The organism is Paenibacillus wuxiensis, assembly GCF_040195695.1.
Lineage (GTDB): Bacteria > Bacillota > Bacilli > Paenibacillales > Paenibacillaceae > Paenibacillus_B > Paenibacillus_B suaedae.
In genome coordinates this window covers 556,837-577,123 of record NZ_JBEFZI010000001.1, presented here as the reverse complement: position 1 = coordinate 577,123, position 20,287 = coordinate 556,837, and the positions used below count along the sequence as shown (strand labels likewise).

Annotated in this window: 18 protein-coding genes and 3 pseudogenes; 6 read left to right on the top strand and 15 right to left on the bottom strand. The window is 42.1% G+C overall.

The features are described from left to right. Positions 1-118 precede the first annotated feature (118 nt). Positions 119-481, bottom strand: coding sequence for a LysM peptidoglycan-binding domain-containing protein (locus tag ABN764_RS02620; protein ID WP_021253917.1), 363 nt, complete (start codon positions 479-481; stop codon positions 119-121). Positions 482-757: 276 nt separating this feature from the next. Between ABN764_RS02620 and lexA the strand changes: the two genes are divergently transcribed. Both lexA and ABN764_RS02610 read left to right on the top strand, forming a co-directional pair. Further along, positions 758-1,387 (top strand): transcriptional repressor LexA, encoded by a 630-nt coding sequence (gene lexA / locus ABN764_RS02615; protein ID WP_021253918.1) that lies wholly within the window; start codon positions 758-760, stop codon positions 1,385-1,387. 503 nt (positions 1,388-1,890) lie between these two features. Beyond that, positions 1,891-2,709, top strand: a complete 819-nt coding sequence (locus tag ABN764_RS02610; protein WP_021253919.1) for a DUF817 domain-containing protein — start codon at positions 1,891-1,893, stop codon at positions 2,707-2,709. Positions 2,710-2,768: 59 nt separating this feature from the next. Here the strand turns inward: ABN764_RS02610 and ABN764_RS02605 are convergent, their stop codons facing one another. From ABN764_RS02605 to ABN764_RS02595, 3 genes are all read right to left on the bottom strand, one after another. Further along, positions 2,769-3,401, bottom strand: a complete 633-nt coding sequence (locus ABN764_RS02605) for a LysE family translocator (protein WP_174807503.1) — start codon at positions 3,399-3,401, stop codon at positions 2,769-2,771. Between the two features lie 499 nt (positions 3,402-3,900). Next, positions 3,901-4,887, bottom strand: a complete 987-nt coding sequence (gene trpS, locus ABN764_RS02600; RefSeq protein ID WP_446670817.1) for a tryptophan--tRNA ligase — start codon at positions 4,885-4,887, stop codon at positions 3,901-3,903. A gap of 560 nt (positions 4,888-5,447) precedes the next feature. Further along, positions 5,448-5,561 carry a hypothetical protein gene (locus tag ABN764_RS02595; protein ID WP_028533055.1) on the bottom strand — a complete coding sequence of 38 codons (114 nt, stop codon included), beginning with the start codon at positions 5,559-5,561 and terminating at the stop codon, positions 5,448-5,450. Between the two features lie 1,012 nt (positions 5,562-6,573). On the opposite strand from ABN764_RS02595, the gene ABN764_RS02590 reads away from it, so the two are divergent. From ABN764_RS02590 to ABN764_RS02580, 3 genes and pseudogenes are all read left to right on the top strand, one after another. Next, entirely contained in the window at positions 6,574-7,923 is a 1,350-nt protein-coding gene (locus ABN764_RS02590; RefSeq protein WP_446670816.1) for a thiamine pyrophosphate-binding protein, read from the top strand. Next, positions 7,860-8,129 (top strand): annotated as a pseudogene (locus ABN764_RS02585) (thiamine pyrophosphate-dependent enzyme); the annotation flags it as partial. The gene ABN764_RS02590 and the pseudogene ABN764_RS02585, both read left to right, overlap by 64 nt. A gap of 159 nt (positions 8,130-8,288) precedes the next feature. Continuing rightward, positions 8,289-9,142 (top strand): annotated as a pseudogene (locus ABN764_RS02580) (SDR family oxidoreductase). A 303-nt stretch (positions 9,143-9,445) separates the two neighbouring features. Here the strand turns inward: ABN764_RS02580 and ABN764_RS02575 are convergent. The 7 genes and pseudogenes from ABN764_RS02575 to ABN764_RS02545 form a co-directional block, all read right to left on the bottom strand. Further along, positions 9,446-9,901, bottom strand: coding sequence for a hypothetical protein (locus tag ABN764_RS02575; RefSeq protein WP_174807506.1), 456 nt, complete (start codon positions 9,899-9,901; stop codon positions 9,446-9,448). A 575-nt stretch (positions 9,902-10,476) separates the two neighbouring features. Further along, positions 10,477-11,271: a phosphodiester glycosidase family protein gene (locus tag ABN764_RS02570; protein WP_446670815.1), complete on the bottom strand. Its 795-nt coding sequence runs from the start codon at positions 11,269-11,271 to the stop codon at positions 10,477-10,479. Between the two features lie 217 nt (positions 11,272-11,488). Further along, entirely contained in the window at positions 11,489-11,731 is a 243-nt protein-coding gene (locus tag ABN764_RS02565) for a hypothetical protein (protein ID WP_446670814.1), read from the bottom strand. Between the two features lie 982 nt (positions 11,732-12,713). Further along, entirely contained in the window at positions 12,714-13,133 is a 420-nt protein-coding gene (locus tag ABN764_RS02560; RefSeq protein ID WP_072728376.1) for a hypothetical protein, read from the bottom strand. Between the two features lie 189 nt (positions 13,134-13,322). Further along, positions 13,323-13,724 carry a discoidin domain-containing protein gene (locus ABN764_RS02555; protein WP_446670813.1) on the bottom strand — a complete coding sequence of 134 codons (402 nt, stop codon included), beginning with the start codon at positions 13,722-13,724 and terminating at the stop codon, positions 13,323-13,325. 225 nt (positions 13,725-13,949) lie between these two features. Further along, positions 13,950-14,300 (bottom strand): hypothetical protein, encoded by a 351-nt coding sequence (locus tag ABN764_RS02550; RefSeq protein WP_446670812.1) that lies wholly within the window; start codon positions 14,298-14,300, stop codon positions 13,950-13,952. 345 nt (positions 14,301-14,645) lie between these two features. Then, positions 14,646-14,903, bottom strand: a pseudogene (locus tag ABN764_RS02545) (ran-binding protein 10); the annotation flags it as partial. Positions 14,904-14,961: 58 nt separating this feature from the next. Between ABN764_RS02545 and ABN764_RS02540 the strand changes: the two are divergent. Next, entirely contained in the window at positions 14,962-15,327 is a 366-nt protein-coding gene (locus ABN764_RS02540) for a hypothetical protein (protein WP_446670811.1), read from the top strand. Positions 15,328-16,242: 915 nt separating this feature from the next. Here ABN764_RS02540 and glnA read toward each other — a convergent pair. The 4 genes from glnA to hflX all read right to left on the bottom strand — a co-directional run. Further along, the gene (gene glnA, locus ABN764_RS02535) at positions 16,243-17,571 is read right to left on the bottom strand and encodes a type I glutamate--ammonia ligase (protein ID WP_021253928.1); all 1,329 of its coding nucleotides are present in this window, start codon (positions 17,569-17,571) and stop codon (positions 16,243-16,245) included. Between the two features lie 42 nt (positions 17,572-17,613). After that, positions 17,614-18,024: a MerR family transcriptional regulator gene (locus ABN764_RS02530; RefSeq protein ID WP_065293010.1), complete on the bottom strand. Its 411-nt coding sequence runs from the start codon at positions 18,022-18,024 to the stop codon at positions 17,614-17,616. Between the two features lie 210 nt (positions 18,025-18,234). Then, positions 18,235-19,500, bottom strand: a complete 1,266-nt coding sequence (locus ABN764_RS02525) for a methionine gamma-lyase family protein (RefSeq protein ID WP_446670810.1) — start codon at positions 19,498-19,500, stop codon at positions 18,235-18,237. Positions 19,501-19,530: 30 nt separating this feature from the next. Beyond that, a partial coding sequence (gene hflX, locus ABN764_RS02520) for a GTPase HflX (RefSeq protein ID WP_446670809.1) occupies positions 19,531-20,287 on the bottom strand: 757 nt, incomplete at its 5' end.

Below are 20,287 nucleotides of genomic sequence, written 5' to 3'. Positions count from 1 at the left end.
GCAAGCAGCAAGAAAGCTTTTATATCGCAAAAAAGAGGCCTCTTCGGGCCTCCAACCTTCTGCTCTTATGTATCGGAATGCAAAGCTTCTCAACCGTAAATTCGACAATGACCCCGACTCATCGGATCGGAACGAGCAATACTTCTCCTGCCGGTAAGATATCACCTTTCAATTGATTCATCTCAACGATTTCATATATAAACTGACGCGTATCCGTATGTTCTGGCTTATAAGAGGATGCAATCCCCCAGAGTGTATCTCCAGGCTGAACAAGTACGCGCTCCACAGCAGCTCCATTTACAATTTCCGTTTGGCTATCATCCATGCCAAGCGCTTGAACAATGCTTCCACAAGTAATGAACAACAATACAATCAGGCTCATGATGAATCGAACACGTAAAGGAAACAAACGCTTCTTCTGAATAGGTTGTGAAGCTGTTGTCGACACCTTATAGATTGAACGATATGTTGTATACATCATAAATGACTCATCTCCCAAACACTTGTTCTGTTATCTTGTATAATTTAATCTAACACGAACACACGTTTGAGTCAATGTTTTTTTAGAACGTTCGTTCCCCTTTTTATATTATCGAAAAATAAGCATTTAGCCTCATTTAACTTTCTCTTGTTTCTCTCTCGTAATTTACGAACTTCTCACAATCTTTTTCTGCAGAATCTTTAGAACTTATGTTTGTACGAACGGAGGTTCTGTGGTATAATTTTGTCAAAAGAGTATTCATTGGAGTTGATACCCTTGTCTAAAATATCAAGTCGTCAACAAGCTATCCTTGATTTTATACGTGATGAAGTTCGAGCTAAAGGTTATCCGCCTTCTGTTCGTGAAATAGGCGAAGCCGTTGGTCTAGCATCCAGTTCCACTGTTCACGGTCATCTTGATCGACTCGAGAAGAAGGGATTCATTCGCCGTGACCCTACGAAGCCTCGTGCTATTGAACTGCTTAGCCATGATCAATCTGAACGTTCAACAGACTTCTCTCGCTCCTTCGCACGCGTGCCGGTCGTTGGGAAAGTAACTGCAGGCGAGCCAATTACCGCAACAGAGAATATTGAAGATTACTTCCCTCTTCCTATGCATATGGTGGGAGATGACGAGAATGTATTCATGTTGTCGGTCATGGGTAACAGCATGATTGAGGCTGGTATACATAATGGCGACTTTGTCATCGTGCGTCAGCAGCAGACAGCGAACAACGGTGATATCGTTGTAGCCATGACTGAAGAAGATGAAGCAACGGTTAAGACATTCTATCGTGAGAAGGATCATATCCGCTTGCAGCCTGAAAATCCAACCTATGAACCGATTCGCTTACAGCATGTAACGATTCTGGGCAAAGTTATTGGTTTGTTCCGTGATTTTCATTAAGACATTACATTGATGCCTCGTTCTCTTCTTTTTAAGAAGGGAGCGAGGCATTTTTGCTTTCTCATTATTTCAACTCATTTGCTGAACAGTACCTGAACAATCTCATCTAGAAAAGAAGCAGTACCTTTCATTTGCAGGAGTGGCCTTATGAACAAGACCGGGTATAACGAAAACCCAATACGGAACACTTCTGTTTGCATCCATATTTGGCCTATTAAGTTGGAAGTTAAAATTAACGCTCTTTTCTATTCATAAAATTCGACTTTCTCTCCTTATCTTCACCGTAACAACCTCACCACTGTCCACTCTTATGAACCCTATTCGTTCGAGAGATTTATACCACATCGAATATATACACACATCAACTTTAGCAATAAATATTTATTGTATAACAATAATTTTTTATTGACTAAAAGCATGTATTTGAATAGGATAATACCTAATGATACACCTCGTATAACTGTTCAAAATTCATTTTCACGAACACAAGGTAGGAGATAACTATGAATAACTTTTTCAAACTAAAATCATTCCTCAATTTTGGCTGGCACCAGGCAATGTCCTGCTTGTTCCCCGCTTATATTTTCGCGATGTTGGCACTCACGAAGGTCATTGACATTCCATTCATGCATCGTTATGATTTCCTATTGCTTGTTTGTATCTTGGCGCAGGTTCTAATGATCCGGTTTGGGATAGAAACAATGGATGAATGTAAAGTAATCTGTATGTTCCATTTCATCGGTCTTGCACTTGAAATATTTAAAATCCACATGGGATCATGGGGCTATCCGGAAGACGGTTGGTCTAAAATACTGGGTGTTCCTCTATATAGCGGATTTATGTACGCAAGTGTGGCAAGTTACTTATGTCAAGCGTGGCGACGACTGCAGGTCAAGGTAAATCGATACCCTTCTGCTTGGTTAACGATTCCGCTAGGTGCGGCGATTTACTTCAACTTCATGACTCATCACTTCATTTACGATTTGCGTTGGGTTTTGATGATTTTGCTATTCGTCATCTTCTTTAGAACCTACGTGGAATATACCGTATTAGGCGTGACACGAAGAATGCCGATTGTTCTGTCGTTCGTCTTAATCGGATTTTTTATATGGGTGGCTGAAAACATCGGGACTTTCTTGGGCGCATGGTATTATCCACATCAGACGAACGGCTGGAATCTCGTAAAGTGGGGAAAATTCAGCTCATGGTTTTTGCTTGTGATCGTTTCCTTCATGATCGTCGCCCATCTGAAGCATGTAAAAGGAGGACACTTCAAGAGAAATAGTCATACTCGCTTCAATGAGTCGACATTTCAGAAGTAAAACACAACCTTTTAAATACAAAAGCAAAAAACCTAGAGCCCTAACAGCTCTAGGTTTTGTTACAGTATTCCTTGAATTGCTACTAAAAACTCATATAAGAAATACCCCGCGAACCCAAATAAAATCAGTCCTGCGATAATAGACATCCGCTTAATCATAGTTCGGCTCATTACTCTTCTCGTGGCAGCCACAATGGCAAGCAACCCAACATCATGGAGGAGGATACCAGCTAATATTCCTGCACCTACGATTAGAAATTTTGCCGGTTGTGTCGTATCATACGAATCAGATAGCACCGCACCAAAAACGGAAATCCAAAATACAAGATTACCTGGCGATATAGCGACGAGCAGTCCATTTCGGTAGGAACTGAAAAATGATGCATTTGGTTTATCGCCGGCCAATGTAATGCCTTGATCCGAGTTTTTGATGGAATCATAGCCTAAATAAATTAAAAAGCATGCTCCGATAAGCCACATAGGGATTTGAATAACAGGGATGGCAAGCACGGAAGCCAAGCCCATATATAAGGCAACGATTAATAAAAAGTCAATGGTCATCCCACCTAATCCAACAGCCCAGCCATGCATAAATCCCTTTTTCATCCCTTGCTTCGTCATTTCAACGGTCATGGCACCTACAGGCATTGCAACGGCAAGCCCCGCTAGTAAATACGTGAAGAAAAGATTCAATTTCCAACACTACTTTCTATATGTAATAGTTGCTAGCCAATATACACTATACTATATAAATACATAATATTATATATTTATGCATGACAAACTTGAAAATTTTAGGCAAGTTGACACATACTAAAAATGAACCCCTATTGATATGTATGTAAGAGGACGTAAATACTTCATCATATTTAACTACTCAAAAGCTCCATTTGAGTGCATTTCTTCATCCGATAAATTCTGAGGTGAATTCGTTACAATCGTTCCTGGGTGATCAGATAATGCACGTACATTAAATTCCTCACCTCGTTTATCCAACTCAACTGCAAATAATGTCATGTATTGATTTCGTTCCCATCGGTGAAACTTGCGTTCTATTTAAGTACACTATTTCATTCGAGTGATATAACTGAGCAAACAGCCAATATCCCTAACATGTAGGAAATTGGCTGTTTATCTTCTAAGGGTTGAATGTATAAAGTTAATACTCTATTGGGTACAACAAACAATCAGCTTAGAAATAGTTCATACTCATTGCATCACGTATTTCTAACATCGTTTCTTTTGCTACAAGGCGTGCTTTTTCTGTACCCGACATAAGAATTTCATCGACCTTTTTGGGATCGTTTTGATACATTCTTCTCCGTTCTCTCATTGGTTCAAGTAAATGGTTGATACTTTGCGATATCTTTCGTTTGCATTCCATACATCCAATCTGCCCCTTTTTACAACTTTCATAAATCTCATCGGAGCCTTCTTTACGAAATGCTTGATGATAAGCGTAGACTGGGCAAATTTCAGGATGTCCGATATCCGTTTTATGGATCCGCGCAGGATCAGTTGTCGCTTTCTTCAGCTTCTCACTAACCTCTTCTTGAGTGGAGTCCAAATTAATCGTGTTTCCTAGACTTTTGCTCATTTTATTATTTCCATCTAATCCGACCAGTCGTGGAACATCACCAACGAGTGGTTTTGGTTCCACTAACACAGGTTTATAGAGTTGATTAAACCGCCGGACAATTTTCCTTGTTTGTTCGATATGAGGAATTTGGTCTTCTCCTACTGGAACCAAAATCGCCTTACAAAAGGTAATATCAGCCGCCTGACTTACGGGGTAGCCTAGGAACCCGTAATACACATCATGGAATCCCCGTTCTGTGGCTTCCGCCTTTATAGTAGGATTGTGACGTAACGAATTGACCGTAACAAACATGGAAAAATAAGTGGTTAATTCAGCAATCTCTGGGATCAAACTCTGAATAAATATTGTTGCGCTATCAGGGTTAATACCTGCTGATAAATAGTCCAATGCCACATTGCGCAAGTTTTGTTTAATTGATTCAGGTTTTTCAAAATGAGTAGTCAGAGCTTGAACATCTGCAAGTATTAAAAAAGTTTCGTATTGGTTTTGCAACTCCACACGATTTTTTAAACTGCCAACGTAATGGCCAAGGTGCAGTTTTCCTGTAATCCGATCGCCTGTCAAAATTCGTTCTTTCACTTATGTTCCTCCTCATAATGTTATTTCTGAAATGCAATCTTGTGAGCCACCAACCATCATCCATGGCCATCACCCCTTTCAAGTAATATAAAAAACCTCGCCCAATAAAGGACAAGGTTTTCGTGGTACCACCTTTTTAATCGCTGTTAGCGATTCAGAAGCCCATTCGGCATCAGGTGAGGATCGGTTCACAGCATCCACCGACTCTCTGAACCTCATTATCTGATACGTACTTGCTCTTCATCAACATCGTTGATCCGTTCATATATAATTGAAAATATTATAATGGATAACAATCAGTAAATCAAATTAAATTGCATCTTTCACAGCTCGTTACGAATCATTTGATTGAATCGATCCAAATACTGTTGTATTTACGAAGGACACCGCTATGGATGGATTTTGGGGATAATGGAAAATTACATCTAGGAAAAAGAAATAAGAGCCTGGGGATGCCCATACGGCTCTTATTTGCTTACCGGTGTGCCGGCACAACACCAGTATTTCAAACAGATTTGCAGTGTACAGATACAGAGCTATGAAATCAATCTACTTAGATGTTAAAAAATAAACGAACGGGAAATGATAACCAACAAAATGAACAAGACCAAGATTACACCAATCGAAGTGAAACCTCCAAATCCACATGAGAAACCTCCAACAACTTCACCCATATGCGTTAACCTCCTCTCGTTTGGCACATTTACATCGTATAAATGTTACCTTCATTCTGACCCGGCTATTTCCTATACTGAAATAATTAGGCGGTGTTGCCCCTTCAAAGGGTAGAATTCCACGACTCCGTCCATTGAATTGGCTCTTATTCGAACTGGCCTTTATGCCCCCTCGACAACAGGATATTCAAGTTATCAATGCTGAAGATGCGTCATTAGTAAATTTGATCTCGTGAAATGCCTATGGGGGAATTGTGTGAGCTCAGATCCTTTTATCAAATTAACAAAAGCTGCCACAGAGTACAATGACCAACAAAATAAACAGAACCAATATTATGGCTGTAGAAGTAAAGCGATGATGATGACCAATTTCACTCATTTGAGATGCCCTCCTCTCGCTAGATACAATACATATAGTATTAAGGTAGTTATGTGCGTGTCTCGGCTATACCCTATTCATTGTAAAAAATACTTAGATCCACAGACTTCCGTTCCCGCAGTGCTTTATTTAAGCCTGTTTCATATTCCGTATAAACCATGCTCATTGTTTTCGGATAGACACCGTATTCACATTCCCATTCCAAGCTATCATCAGATAGCCTGCAGCTTCTATGCACCGACACATAGGTAAAACGGCCTAACAAGTGCGCTTAAACAGCTCATTTTCTACTTCAACATCTGCTACCTCCTTGCCTCATTTTATGGACTGTAGAAAGTGCCGAATACTTCTTGACCCATTCTCAAAAGGTCGATTAATCCACGCTATTTTTGGCTATATCTTCGTCTATATCCCCGGCATGCGTCCATGCTTCTAGAAAGAGGAGCTTGTGGGTCTCCTGCCATATGAGCGGCTCTTTTCATAGAAATAGAAAAAGCACTCACTAAAGTGCTTTTTCTCATATCTTTATTCACTATCAAAACCGACGAAGCAACCGTAACATTCATCCAAGCTTGTTCATAATAAACAGGCTGCGCATCCATACTAAGAAAAAGGCAAGGAGCTGGCGCCAAAATGAGTATATTCCCGGAAGTTTCCAAAGGAAATCAATTGCAGGAAGGAACCGAAACTCAAAAGGTTGCGGATGTGATTATCAACCAACTGAAATTATGGGGCGTTAAGCGGATTTACGGGGTGATCGGGGATGCCATTTTTGGATTGATGGAAGGTCTCTCACGACAGAATGATTTGGAATGGATTGGGGTAAAACATGAGTCTGTCGCTGCCATGATGGCGTCTGCCGAAGCCAAATTAACCGGTCGAATCGGAGTATGCGCCGCGCAAATGGGACCTGGTTTGACTAATTTAATGACTGGCCTAGGAGATGCATACTTAGATCGCGTTCCCGTCTTGGCCATATCAGGTCAAGCGCCTACCCCCAAGATCGGAACAACGTATAAGCAGTATATTGATCAGCAGGGACTAGTTCAGGCGATTACCGGGTTCAGCCGAATTGTCGTTCATCCTAATGCAGTCGTTGACACCTTAGCACAGGCCATGTTTACGGCAAAGGAACAGGCAATTCCTGTTCATCTTTCCATCCCTTCCGATCTATGGACACTTCCCTGCGGGACACAACCGCGCGAACCTATTCGAATAATAAATCAAATAGCTGGACAGAGCCAACTCCAACAAGCGGCGAACCTTATGCTTAAGGCGAAACGCCCCTTGATCCTTGCTGGCAATCGAGCAAATCATACCTGTGATGCGATCCGGAAACTGGCTGATCGCTGGGGATGCGGAATTGTTATGAGTTATGGAGCAAAGGGGATAATTGCGGGTTCTCACCCTTACCTGCTCGGCGGTTTGGGCGAAGGTGGGAATCCTTTTGCAAGCGACTTATGCAAACAAGCGGATGTCGTCCTTGCCATCGGTACCTCTTGGTGGCCGGAATATCATGTCCCTAAAAATGCGCAAGTGATCCATATCGAAGAACGGATATCAGCTATCGGCGAGGTCATTCCGTCACAAGTCGGGATCGTCGGTAATATCGCAGAGATAATCCAAGCACTTACAGAAGGCATGTCAGACTACCGTTCAAATCCAGATTGGTTGCAGCTCGTGAACCACTGTAAACAAGTCTGGAATGAACAAAATAAACTAGAACGCGCCATCTCATCGTCACCACTTCATCCCGCATTGATCGTCAGTGTCGTTGAACAACACATTGACAAGGACGCCATTATTGCGCTGGATGAAGGAGATGTTACCTTATGGTTTCTAAGAAACTTCAGGGGAACCGCCCATCATTTGGTGTTGTCGGAGCGTTGGAGAACGATGGGGTTTGGATTGCGGCCGCAATGGCAGCAAAATGTTCATTTCCGAACAGGCAAGTCATTTGTGTTACAGGGGACGGCGGATTAGGAATGGTACAGGCGGATTTGATTACAGCCGCACGTTACGGACTTCCCATAACAGTCATCGTTTTCAATAATGGAACCCTGCAAATGGAACAAGATAAAATGATGATGAAACATCTTCGCCCATTTGGGACGGAAATCTCGAACCCGAATTTCGTCAAAATTGCAAAAGCGTCTGGATGGGTAGCCAAACGAGCGAAAACGAATGATGAGCTTCGCATCGCCTTAGATGAAGCGAAATCAACCTCCAAACCTTACCTCATCGATGTCCCGACGGCAAAAATAACGCATCCGGATTTTTCAATTCCAAAAATAAAGGAGCATGCTTCTATGACATCGGAAACCGAAAAACATCCTACCTCCGTAACCATGCCCAAACCTCCTTATCCACTTCAGCACCAAGATGAGCAGCCCGGTATTGAGTCTCTGATGAACCCGCGTCCCATTTATGACGATCCGAACTACAAACCGAGCGGCAAACTTAAAAATAAAGTGGCCATCATTACCGGAGGAGACAGCGGCCAAGGACGAGCCATAGCGGTAGCCTTCGCCAAAGAAGGCGCAGATGTCGTCATTGTGTATCTTAACGAACATACGGATGCTGAAGAAACCAAACAGGTTGTCGAGCAAAAAGGGAGCAAATGTCTGTGTATTGCCGGGGATCTTGGCCAAGAAGATTTTTGCAAACAAATCGTGGAACAAACTGTCACACAATTCGGGAAGCTGGATATTCTTGTGAATAACGCGGCCGAGCAGCATGTTCAGACCAGTTTAGAAAGTATTACTTCCGAACAGATGGAAAGAACGTTTCGAACCAATTTTTTCTCGGTATTTTATTTAACGAAGGCCGCCCTTCCCCACATGAAAAAGGGAAGCAGCGTTATCAATGCCGCCTCGCTCACTGCCTATGAGGGGAATGAACAGCTCATCGATTATTCAGCCACCAAGGGCGCCATCGTTGCTTTTACGCGGTCGCTCTCGAAATCGTTGCACAGCCGAGGCATTCGAGTAAACGGCGTTGTCCCAGGAAGCATATGGACGCCTCTTATTCCCGCATCCTTTCCTGCCGCTCAAGTCGCGAAGTGGGGAGAAAAAATCCAATGGGACGTGCAGGGCAACCTTGCGAGGTCGCACCCGCGTATGTATTTCTGGCATCGGAAGACGCATCGTATATTTCGGGTCAATTCATTCATGCTACAGGTGGTGTTATTGTGAACAGCTGAGGAGATCCAGCTTCGTGTAGATTCGAAAATCGGAACCTTTCCGCTCTTTTATCGTCCTCGCAAGCCATATGGAATCCCAACGGAATAAAAGCGTACCGAATCAGGTATTTGATTCGAATAACGACCGAAGCCGATGTCGGCGGTTAGGGCGAATGCGCCGATTGTCTTCTGACATTGCATAGAGGGTTCATTAACAAGGGACTATCATTACTACAAGCAACGGACAAACAACTAAATTTAGGACAGCAAAGTACACTAAAAGAGCCGCGGGATTCCCTACGGCTCATACTCGTGTTATATCAGTTATACAACTCTCTTAAACTTCAGAGTGTAATCTTTACCGTAATCATTAAACCCATGTGAGGATACTCTGATGTATGCCTTATGCCCATTATAAAGCGAATGCCAAATATTTTTCTCAATTGTGTTGTCATTGTAGTCGGATACTTTAATAATTCTCCCGTTTGAATCTGTTTCGATAAGCTGAAGATCGTAAATAACTCCTGGCTGAGGCTTCATGCTAATATGGAAACCCATTGCACTCTGATCACCATTTGTATAATCGATCACATAGTAATCATAGTCATTGATATTATCAATTGGTAAAGTGAATTGGTCTTCATATGAGTACCCCCATCTATAAAGCATCACAGCTTCTTGTAGGGTATCGCCGAAACCCGTGTATGCAAAAACAGAAGGTGAAGTCACTACCATTACTACTGCCATCAAAAACGCAACAAACATTTTTTTTGCTTTCATTGTCTCACTTCCCTCTCATTGATATAATAGGGGTTTTTGTCCCTATATCAACATATTAACTCAATAGGGTATATTTGTAAATAAAAGAAGAGAATTGTATATTAAACTAATTGTCTACTTTTCATTAATCATCCTTAACCCTTTCATCCCTAATGGTGACTTTTACGTTAGCTGTCTCAACCACTTCATGTACTGGCGAAATGATCCTCTACTTCAATACTTTTATCTACTGGATCAGTAGTTTGATCTTTGAACTCTCCATGAAAAAAGCACCGGTTAGGTGCTTTTCATTAGTGTTGAAAGATCATTCCCGATTCGAACATATAATCTTCCTCAATTTGGTACATAAAGACCTCTAATATTCATTCCATTTGTCGGTGTTGATCTTTCCCCATTTATCACAGATGACTCACTTCTATTTCCAAAGTCAATGATTGCTGCCAAATGCACTAGTAGAGTATCAATATTTAGCATATTAAGTAAATTAATTATTGAAAATTGTTCCATTTTCTTGCCGCTATAAGAAAATATGTACATATACAAAGCCGCTGAATAATCAGCGACTTTTCTTCAAACTATTTTGTGTTTTTTAAAACAATAATTTGTTGTAGTTCCCTTTTTTTCTTTCCTTCAATGGTTTCTTCTTTGCAATTTAGTTGTGAAGAATAACTACCATCAAGGAAGATAGCTTTGGCACCTGATCCGTATTTATCTTTGATAGCATCTCTGAAATCACTTGCTGTTATCTGATCATTAGTAACAATAAGATAAATTTTACTACCACCCATGAATAACATTGCAGTTCTTTCTTTTTTCTGCGTCATTCCAGCAATACCCTCGTCATTGGCTATTTTCTTCCAATTTCTATCATCATTAAGACTCATTGAAACTCCACCTTGAGCCCAATAATTGTTTCTATTACTAACTTTGATATCTCCCATACCATGTACATCTTGCAAAGAGAGTGTATCCGTTTTGCCATCCCAAACTATAGTTCCTCCTCCTTTTTTCTTTCCTGTGCTGATACCGTTATATCCACCACTGTTGGATTCCCATTGTCCTTTTCCTGTAACAGTTTTATCGTTCATCACTGCAATGTGGAGAGTTTGATCTTTCTTCCCAAAAGTAAAATATCCGCCATTTATTCCATAATAGCCAGATTCTGCGAGAGTGCTTTTTTCATTAAGCAATTTAAACTGAATGTTGCTAGGATCAGTACTGATCACGTGCAACACTGTTCCGTTTTCTGCCTCCTGCTTCTTGTAAGTATAAGAATTTGCAGCTTGTACATTTGGAGCAAATAAAGCCAAAACAGTGCAAATCATCAACAAGAGCAAGCAGCTTTTCTTTACTGAATTTCCAATTACCATAAAATCCCCTCCCCCTTCTTCTTTATCCACCAATTTCGAAGTAGAGTCATTGATGTAAATCGATAATGGATTAAATATAAGATAAACTTTATAGCTGTTTTCAACTAGGGGTCTATAATGACCAAATATAGTGGTAATTTGATTTCTTTTTTAATTTGTTATTAAACACTCTCACTAACCGTCGCATTAAACTTCTATCCACGTCCAACCCTCCTTATTAAAAGATAATTCGTTTGGCATTAGGATCTGGAGCGCAATAGTCTTCAGGCTCCCTCCCCGCTAACCGATCACAGCGAAGCGCGTCCAAGGCATCTTGTATGTATGCTTCAGACACAGTGTGGAGCGATGATAGTCGGTATCCAGACGCAATGAGCTGCTCCACTCTTTCCTTTGTCGTTATCTCTCCATTAACTGACACGTATGAACCAGGCTCCAAATCTTTGAGGTTTACTGTCCCCATTGTTGTTCATCCTTTCTATACATAATAAAAAGCCACTACTTAGAGTGACTGTGTAATATAGTGCAAACTTATTGGATATAATACCGTGCTTTGATATAACAATCGTGTATTTAGGTGCAAATAAAAAGCCGCCTATTGCCGACCTGGTTCTGAGCTATCCTCAATTTTCGCAAGATACATTTTCTCAAACAAACTATTCTCGTTATTCCGCGAATCATAATCTGCTTTTGCTTCGTCATATGTTTCAAATTCTTCGACAGAAACTTCGTAATCGTTATATATCCTTACAACGACCCATTTCACTTGATTCACCATCCATTCTTGTGCATCCAAATGAACGAGCTAATGACTTAACTGCTTCTACTTCATCTGGTGTTACTCGTTTAGACAATTCAGCAACTCTAGCCATATCGTTTTTAAAACTCATGAATACTATACGTTTTACTGGTTACGGCTGCTTTCATTCTTCGTTTAGCCTCCATCCCTTATTATTTCGAACTTTCTCCATCTATGAACAAATAAAAAAGCACCCGTTAAGGTGCTTCAATCTTACTACTATTCAATAAGACTATTCAGTCTCTCTGTGGACGTCACAGATATGAAAGGTAATTCTAAATTGCTAGCGTCAACGCCTGGTGTTAACACTCTTTCGCTAATAAGATCGTATATCACTTCATTTACCAGCATGGCGTCCTGTGCGCTTACAGAGATATGACTAGTAACCCGCATATACTGATTACCAGTAGTTACTTCCCCTGCTAATCCTCTTTCATTCAATAGGTTTTCGATGTACTTGTGTATTGCACCGGTTGAAGTCTGAGGATTCTTTAAAAAAAATTAAACACCGCTTGCTGTACTTCTCTTTTCGTTAAGTGCATTTTGTTCTGACCTCCCTATATCGTCATACTTCGACACAAGGAAGGTATTTCCTCCTATGAAAAAAGCCACTGATTGTTCAGTGGCTAATTAGGGCTTTCTTTGCTTAAAGGTAGTATATGCGATATGGGGCATCCCTTCCAAAGTCTCTAACTGTATGACCCTTAATTTCTAAGTAAATAACCTCTCCTGGCTGGAGTTCTACATCGTAAATAATGTCCTTGTTGCCAGCACCTTGATCTTTTGCCGTAAGGATATCGCCATTAGGAAAATACCCTCTGATATCATAGTTAATAAAACTTACTTGCGGCTCAACAACAAAGTTCAGCACAATCGTTCTTCCAGTATTATTTGTGTACTTGTAAAAGTCGCTGTCCTGATAATCCAAGAACGAACCAGCTTGAGATAATCCGTTTAACTCCACCGCAGTTTCCTTAGTGTCAGCATAGCCTTTTGACGCGAAAGCGCTAGTTGATAAAACAAACATTAATGCGAATACCAGAAGCGTTGATACAAACTTTTTCATAGTATCCCACCTTCATATGTAGTAGAGTTATTTTCCAACTCCCTCCTATATAATACCATTATTTAACTTAAGGTGTATCACTTTTTCTATTAATCTTAATAAAAGTACCGCTCCGTAAGGAGCGGCTATGGAGGTTAACAAAAACATAAAATAAAAGAGCATCCATAGAAGGACACTCTTATCTGTTCATTAAAACATACGTAATTCCCCAATAGCCGTGTAGAACTCAAGACCGTTGTTTTTAGTAATATTTATTCGATAGTAACGGTACTTATTTTTGTTCTTTGTCAAAAAGCTTCTCGCTTCACCGAATTCCCATGATTTTTGGTCTACTTGTGTATCCAATTCAGTCCAGTTGACTTTATCGTCACTACCCTCAAATGTCCAGGTATTAGGTGCTGATCCAGTTCCATCTATACTTTTAGTTCTTGCAGCAATTTCATATTTTTGCACTAAAGTGGGTTCTCCGAAATCTACCCCAAGCCATCCAGCAGTTGTATAATCCTTAGTAGCCCAACTTGTATAAATATCACCATCAAATGCCTGACATGGTACGAAGTTTTGACTATACTTACTCGATGCAAATGCCAATATTGACTTCTCAGGATCTTTGCAATCTAATGGTTTAACTAAATTCGTATCAGATGGCGGCGTCGTTTCCTCGCCTCCATTGCCGTCGTTTCCTCCTTGACTACCAGTTATCGGCAATCCAGAATTAATAATAATTGGTGTATTCCCGTTAGTGGCACTTATCCAACCACTTGCAATTACTTTACTGCTCGAATCTTTTACTTGTAATGTACCATAATATGGTATTTATTTACAAGAAAAGTAGTTTTGCCCTAGACTAGCTTGGTAGAATACCGTTTTTTTAGGTGCGACATTAGTAGAAGCTCCAAGTGTAATATTAGATTTTATTCCGTTGTGAGAGTCACCTTTTATAGAGATCGGAGCTCCTTCTTCGTTATACAACTGTAAAGTAATATCAGCAGCATTGCCACCAATGTTAGTTATGTTCAATGACAATTGAACCTTATGCGATGCATCACAAAACGAGTTTGCAGGAATAGAAAAAGCCACTTCGTTTTTTCCCTCTTGCGCAGATACTGAACCTGCAATAAGAGAGAACATCATTACTGCACACAATAAAAACTTTATAGTTTTCAAAAATGCCACTCCTTTTTTCTTGTTGACTAAACTTATATCGGCACTGAGCTGAAAAATATTTATATCTGCAAAGTCAACAAATTACCGCTCCCGAAGGAGCGACTATGGAGGAAGGTTATAAATAACAAGTTAATTAGACGCTGCGCAGTTTTCACCGTTTGTGTACGGTATATCGCTACATTGCGTCCGTACCCGGAGTTATTACCCTCGCGTCATCGTGGTTCTCTTTGCGTCTATGTTACTATCTTACATCGGTAAATCCATGACAACACGACTTTATACGGTAATAAATCCGTCCTTTTTTGGCTGAAATGAAAAAACCGCCCCATAGGAGCGGCATTGAGTTTATTTAGTTGTATACTCGTTCACTTCAAACGTTAGGATCTTATCAAAGATAACGTAGTCTTTACGTGCGTTGAATGGCCCTTTGTTATTGTTGTGCTTGTTGATTGCATAAGAAGCAGTCCCCGATCCAGCCTGCTTATTTTCGTACCATGTGATAAAGGCATTTACTTCTTCCATGCTAAGGTCGAATTCTTTCTCCAAACCTGTTGTCATGGTAACTACTAATAATGCTCTGTTTCCTTTGGTCGGCTCTGGATTTGTTGGTTTTTCTGGATCAGGTACTTCATTTAATTCGTAGCCAAACGTAATTTCGCCAATGCCCAAAGGTACGACGGTAGTAGATAGTAATAACTTTGATAATCAATTAGCTAAGTATGTGTTTGATGGTGATTTAACCACTCGATGGGGCCCCACATCCGACTTCTTTTCTGGAAGTTTAGAAATCACGTTTCCTCAAACACTACATTTGAGTTTTGTACAAATCGTAGGAGCAGCGGGCCCAACAGATGATGTGAAATATCAGATATTTGTCTATAAAAATGAAACATGGGAAGCAATAAGCAAGAAAGAAGTAAGACGGGTAGATTTAAGTAACGAACCATCTGAACCTATCAGCGTAACCCCAGGCAATTATGAGAAAATAAAAATTACTGTTGACGGTTATAGTTCTTGCTTTTCCTGAAAATTGGTGGGTCAAAAACAAAGGTGTATACCTGGAAGTCCTTGACGTATTCACGCATGTACCTATCTTCTATCGTATCAGGGATCCTCACAAACTTCTTTCTAACCGAACATGATTGCGACAGTAAATTACCTTATCACAACTGTACTGGTTAATCTTCACAAGTTAGTGCCATATAACTTCCTCGTCCCTCCTGTGTTGTCAAGCACCACAAGGTTCAGAGATAATCTCGTTTATCTTTCCAAACTTTTCAATATCTACATTCAGGTTACCCTTATTCATTCTGTTCATTCCGCTCGTGTAACTATATTCAATTGATTGTGTACTTATTTTTTTCCTTACAGTTCTTTATGATATAGCCATCCCCTAGAAGGTCGTTGCCCCCATACAGTTATTTTAGTTTGCCTATCTGCGCTTCTAACTTTTCTTGAACTCCGAGCACTAGCATATGAATTCAGCACATTTCTGTCGTATCCTTTGAAACTTCGCGCATAATTTTTAGGGAATCGCACATGTTCTACACTCTCCCCTTGGGCTTTGCCCCTATAGTATAAGTTGTTCACTCTATGCCCTCCCTAATAAGCCCCAATTGAAATAAATGCAAGCATTAATTTAGAAAATACCAAAGAACTTATCTTTTGTTATGTTACCGCACTTACTGGGGGATCAAGATTGAACGTGTAAACTTTCAAAACTCACAAGCTGTCTTGCTTCATTTATCATTCCTGAATGATTTTTTCTCAACTGGGGTCGATCCAGATGCAATGTCATCTATCGTGCAGAAATGAGGCTTCTACTTGTATGTCAAAATCGCCTTTGTTTGCTTTATTACGAATCTAAAAAGACATTCACCACATCCCCCTGCCCCCAAAATAAAAAACCCCAGAAGCCTTACGGCTCTAGGGTTTAAATGAATTAGTATAATGTCATGTATTGATCGCGTTCCCATTGGTGAACTTGCGTTCTGTACATATCCCATTCAATTTCTTTCAATTCCAAGAAGTGCTGCAATGCATGATCACCCAGTGCATCGCAAATCGTCTCGTCGCGCAGAAGCTCTTCCAATGCTTCCTTCAAGCTGGATGGCAAGCTTGGGATGCCTTCAGCCAGACGTTCTTCTTCTGTCATAACGTAAATGTTACGATCCGTAGGAGCTGGAAGGTCTGACTTCTTCTTGATGCCTTCCAATCCTGCTTTTAAAATTACCGCTAGAGCCAAGTACGGGTTCGCCGCTGGATCCGGGTTGCGAACTTCAACACGCGTGCTCAAACCACGGGACGCTGGGATACGAACCATTGGACTGCGGTTGCTTGCAGACCATGCCACATAACATGGTGCTTCATAGCCAGGAACTAAGCGCTTATAGGAGTTGACCGTTGGATTCGTGATTGCCGCAAATCCGCGAGCATGCTTCAATACCCCCGCCATAAATTGACGTGCTGCCGGACTCAAGCCAAGCTTATCGCTTTCATCGTAGAACGCATTCTCCTTACCGTTGAACAAGGAGATGTTACAGTGCATACCTGAACCGTTCACACCGAACAGCGGCTTCGCCATGAATGTAGCGTGCAAGCCATGCTGACGAGCAATCGTCTTCACGACGAGCTTGAAGGTTTGAATTTGGTCTGCTGCCTTAATTGCATCTGCATATTTGAAATCGATCTCATGCTGGCCAGGGGCCACCTCATGGTGAGAAGCTTCAATTTCGAAGCCCATCTCTTCCAGCTTCAATACGATTTCGCGGCGGCAGTTCTCACCAAGATCCGTCGGTGCCAAGTCGAAGTAACCGCCTTGGTCGTTCAGTTCCATCGTCGGATTGCCCTTGTCGTCCGTCTTGAACAAGAAGAATTCCGGTTCCGGACCTACGTTCATGGACGTGAAGCCAAGTGCTTCTGCTTCCTTCAAGGCTTTCTTCAAAATTCCACGCGGGCATCCTGCAAACGGCGTTCCATCCGTTGTGTATACGTCGCAAATCAATCTAGCGACACGATCTTCCGTTACCCATGGGAAGACAACCCAAGTATCCAAATCTGGGACAAGATACATATCGGATTCTTCAATGCGCACATAACCTTCAATTGAAGAACCGTCAAACATCATTTTGTTATCCAGTGCCTTAGGCAATTGGCTTACCGGAATTTCGACATTCTTAATCGTACCGAGCAAATCCGTAAATTGCAGACGGATAAATCGTACATTTTGTTCCTTCGCAATGCGTTCAATGTCTTCTCTGGTATAACCCACAGGGTAACATCTCCTTCTCCATAAGCGTGATTAGATTCATATCTATTTTGTAAAGAAACGAGACAGTTCGCCTTGGATCAGCGATACTTGCCCCGGTCTATTACCGGCTATAAGCTGCTGCTTCAACATGCGGTGCAATTGGAGATCGGACAATTCCTTGCGTTTGCTCTCCGAAGCTTCACTAAGCACAGTTGCCTCTTCCGATTCCTTCGTTACCGGATTCAGTACCTGCTTAATGCCTGCTATGTTGACTCCCTTTTCAATAAGTGTCTTGATTTCAAGCAATCGCTCTACGTCGTTGAAGGAAAAGAGACGCTGGTTTCCAGAAGTACGAGCAGGCATAATTAATTCATGCTGTTCGTAGTAACGAATTTGACGAGCCGTCAAATCCGTCAGCTTCATCACGATGCCGATTGGAAACAACGCCATATTTCTGCGAATCTCATCTCCCACTGCTTATCAACCTTCCTAGTTTGTCATAAAAGAAAGTTTACGTGCTGTGTGCGCTAACTGACATCCCAGTTTAACAAACGCCTGTTACGCGCGGTCGCTCATCAGTGAATTTACTCCGATCAGAGTACGTGTTATGCCTTTCTTGTTCTCATTTTATCCCCTGGAAGCAAACGTGTCAATGGATGTCAGGAAATCTAACAAAAATAATATTTAAAGCTCTAGCAAGCCTCGATCAACCATGGTTTGCAGTGCTGTCAGCGCTCCAAGTTTCGCATGCGCATACGTAAGCCCACCCTGCATGTAAGCTGTATATGGCTCACGAATCGGCGCATCGGCAGACAACTCCAAGCTCCCTCCTTGAATGAAGGTACCTGCCGCCATAATGACTGGATGCTCATAACCAGGCATATCCCATGGTTCAGGCACGACGTGCGCATCAACGGCCGAGGCTTTCTGAATCCCCTGCACAAACGCGATTAAATGATCGGCTGAATGGAATCGCAAGGCTTGAATCAAATCGGTACGAGGCGCCTTCCAATGCGGTGAGGTCTCAAACCCAAGCTCCTCGAACAAGGCTGCTGCAAACACACTGCCTCGCACTGCTTGTCCAACGATGCTCGGCGCTAAGAAGAGACCTTGATACATCGAACGTGTCATCCCTAACATAGCTCCAACTTCTCCACCAATTCCCGGTGCAGTTAAGCGAGAGGCCGCTGCTTCCACATACATGCGCTTACCTACAATGTAACCGCCTGTTTCCGCAATACCGCCTCCTGGGTTCTTAATAAGCGAGCCGGCCATTACATCAACACCTAGCTCCGTCGGCTCCTGCAGTTCTGTAAATTCCCCGTAGCAATTATCCACGAACACAACAACATCCGGCTTAATCGCTTTTACTTGCCGTACCATCTCACCGATCTGTTCAACCGTGAAGGATGCTCTCCATCCATAACCGCGTGAACGTTGAATGCCTATGACTTTCGTACGCTCGGTTATGCTTTCACGCACTTGCTCCCAATCTACATCTCCAGCCTCAGTCAGCGGCACCTCATTATAGGATACTCCCCAATCACGCAGAGAGCCTGTCCCATCATCCTCTTTGCCAATCACCTTATGCAGCGTGTCGTACGGTGTACCCGTAATGTATAACAATTCATCGCCAGGGCGAAGTACGGCGAACAGAGCCGTCCCAATCGTATGTGTGCCTGATACAAAATGAGGTCGCACCAATCCCGCTTCCGCACCGAACACTTGAGCATATACCTCATCAAGCACCTCGCGTCCACGGTCATTGTAGCCATACCCCGTCGAGCCCGCAAAGTGAAAATCACTCACATGATGCTTCTGAAACGCCTGTATAACCTTCCATTGATTCCGCTCTGCGATTCGCTCGATTCCCCGTACCTGCCCAGCAATCTTCTCTTCGATTTGCTGCTCCAATTGCTCCAGTCTTGCTGTAAATTGCATCTTATCCATTCCCCTTGATCCATTCCCATGAAGGAAAGCTTATTTATTGATGTAATCTTTCAACTTATATCCATGCTGCTCAGCAGCTAGCCGATCCAACCGAACCTTAAGCAGCAGATCATTCTCGTCAATCTCCTGCTCCAGAACCTCTCCCAGTCGATAGATCAAGGCAATTAAATCCCCACGATCCGCGGATATTCGGTAGGTAACCGTTTGGCCGGACAATTGATCTTGCACTGCCTGCCGAATACGCTCCAGATCCCCTTCATCATAAGCGCTTATAATAAAGTGATCTTTATCATGCGGCAGCATCTGTCGTTGTTCTGGAGTGCACAGATCCTTCTTATTATAGAGAACAATTTGCGGCTTGGCTCCCGCTCCTAATTGCTGCAAAATATCCTCTACGACCCGCATATGATCCTCTCGCATCTGCGAAGAAGCGTCCATTACATGCAAAATGAGATCAGCCTCATTCACTTCCTCTAATGTCGCACGAAAAGCCGCTACGAGATCATGAGGCAGATTTTGAATAAAGCCAACCGTATCTGTTAATACCACTACCTTCCCGCTAGGAAGCTCCCACTGGCGAGAAGTCGGATCAAGCGTCGCAAACAATTGGTTCTCCACATACACATCCGCCTGAGTCAGTTGCCGCAGCAGCGTTGACTTCCCCGCATTCGTATAGCCGACAAGCGCAACCTGGTACGCTCCTGTCTTCTTGCGGCGCTCTCGATGCAGATTGCGGTTGCGAACGACTTCATGCAGGTGACGCTTCAAGTCAGTTATACGTCCTCGA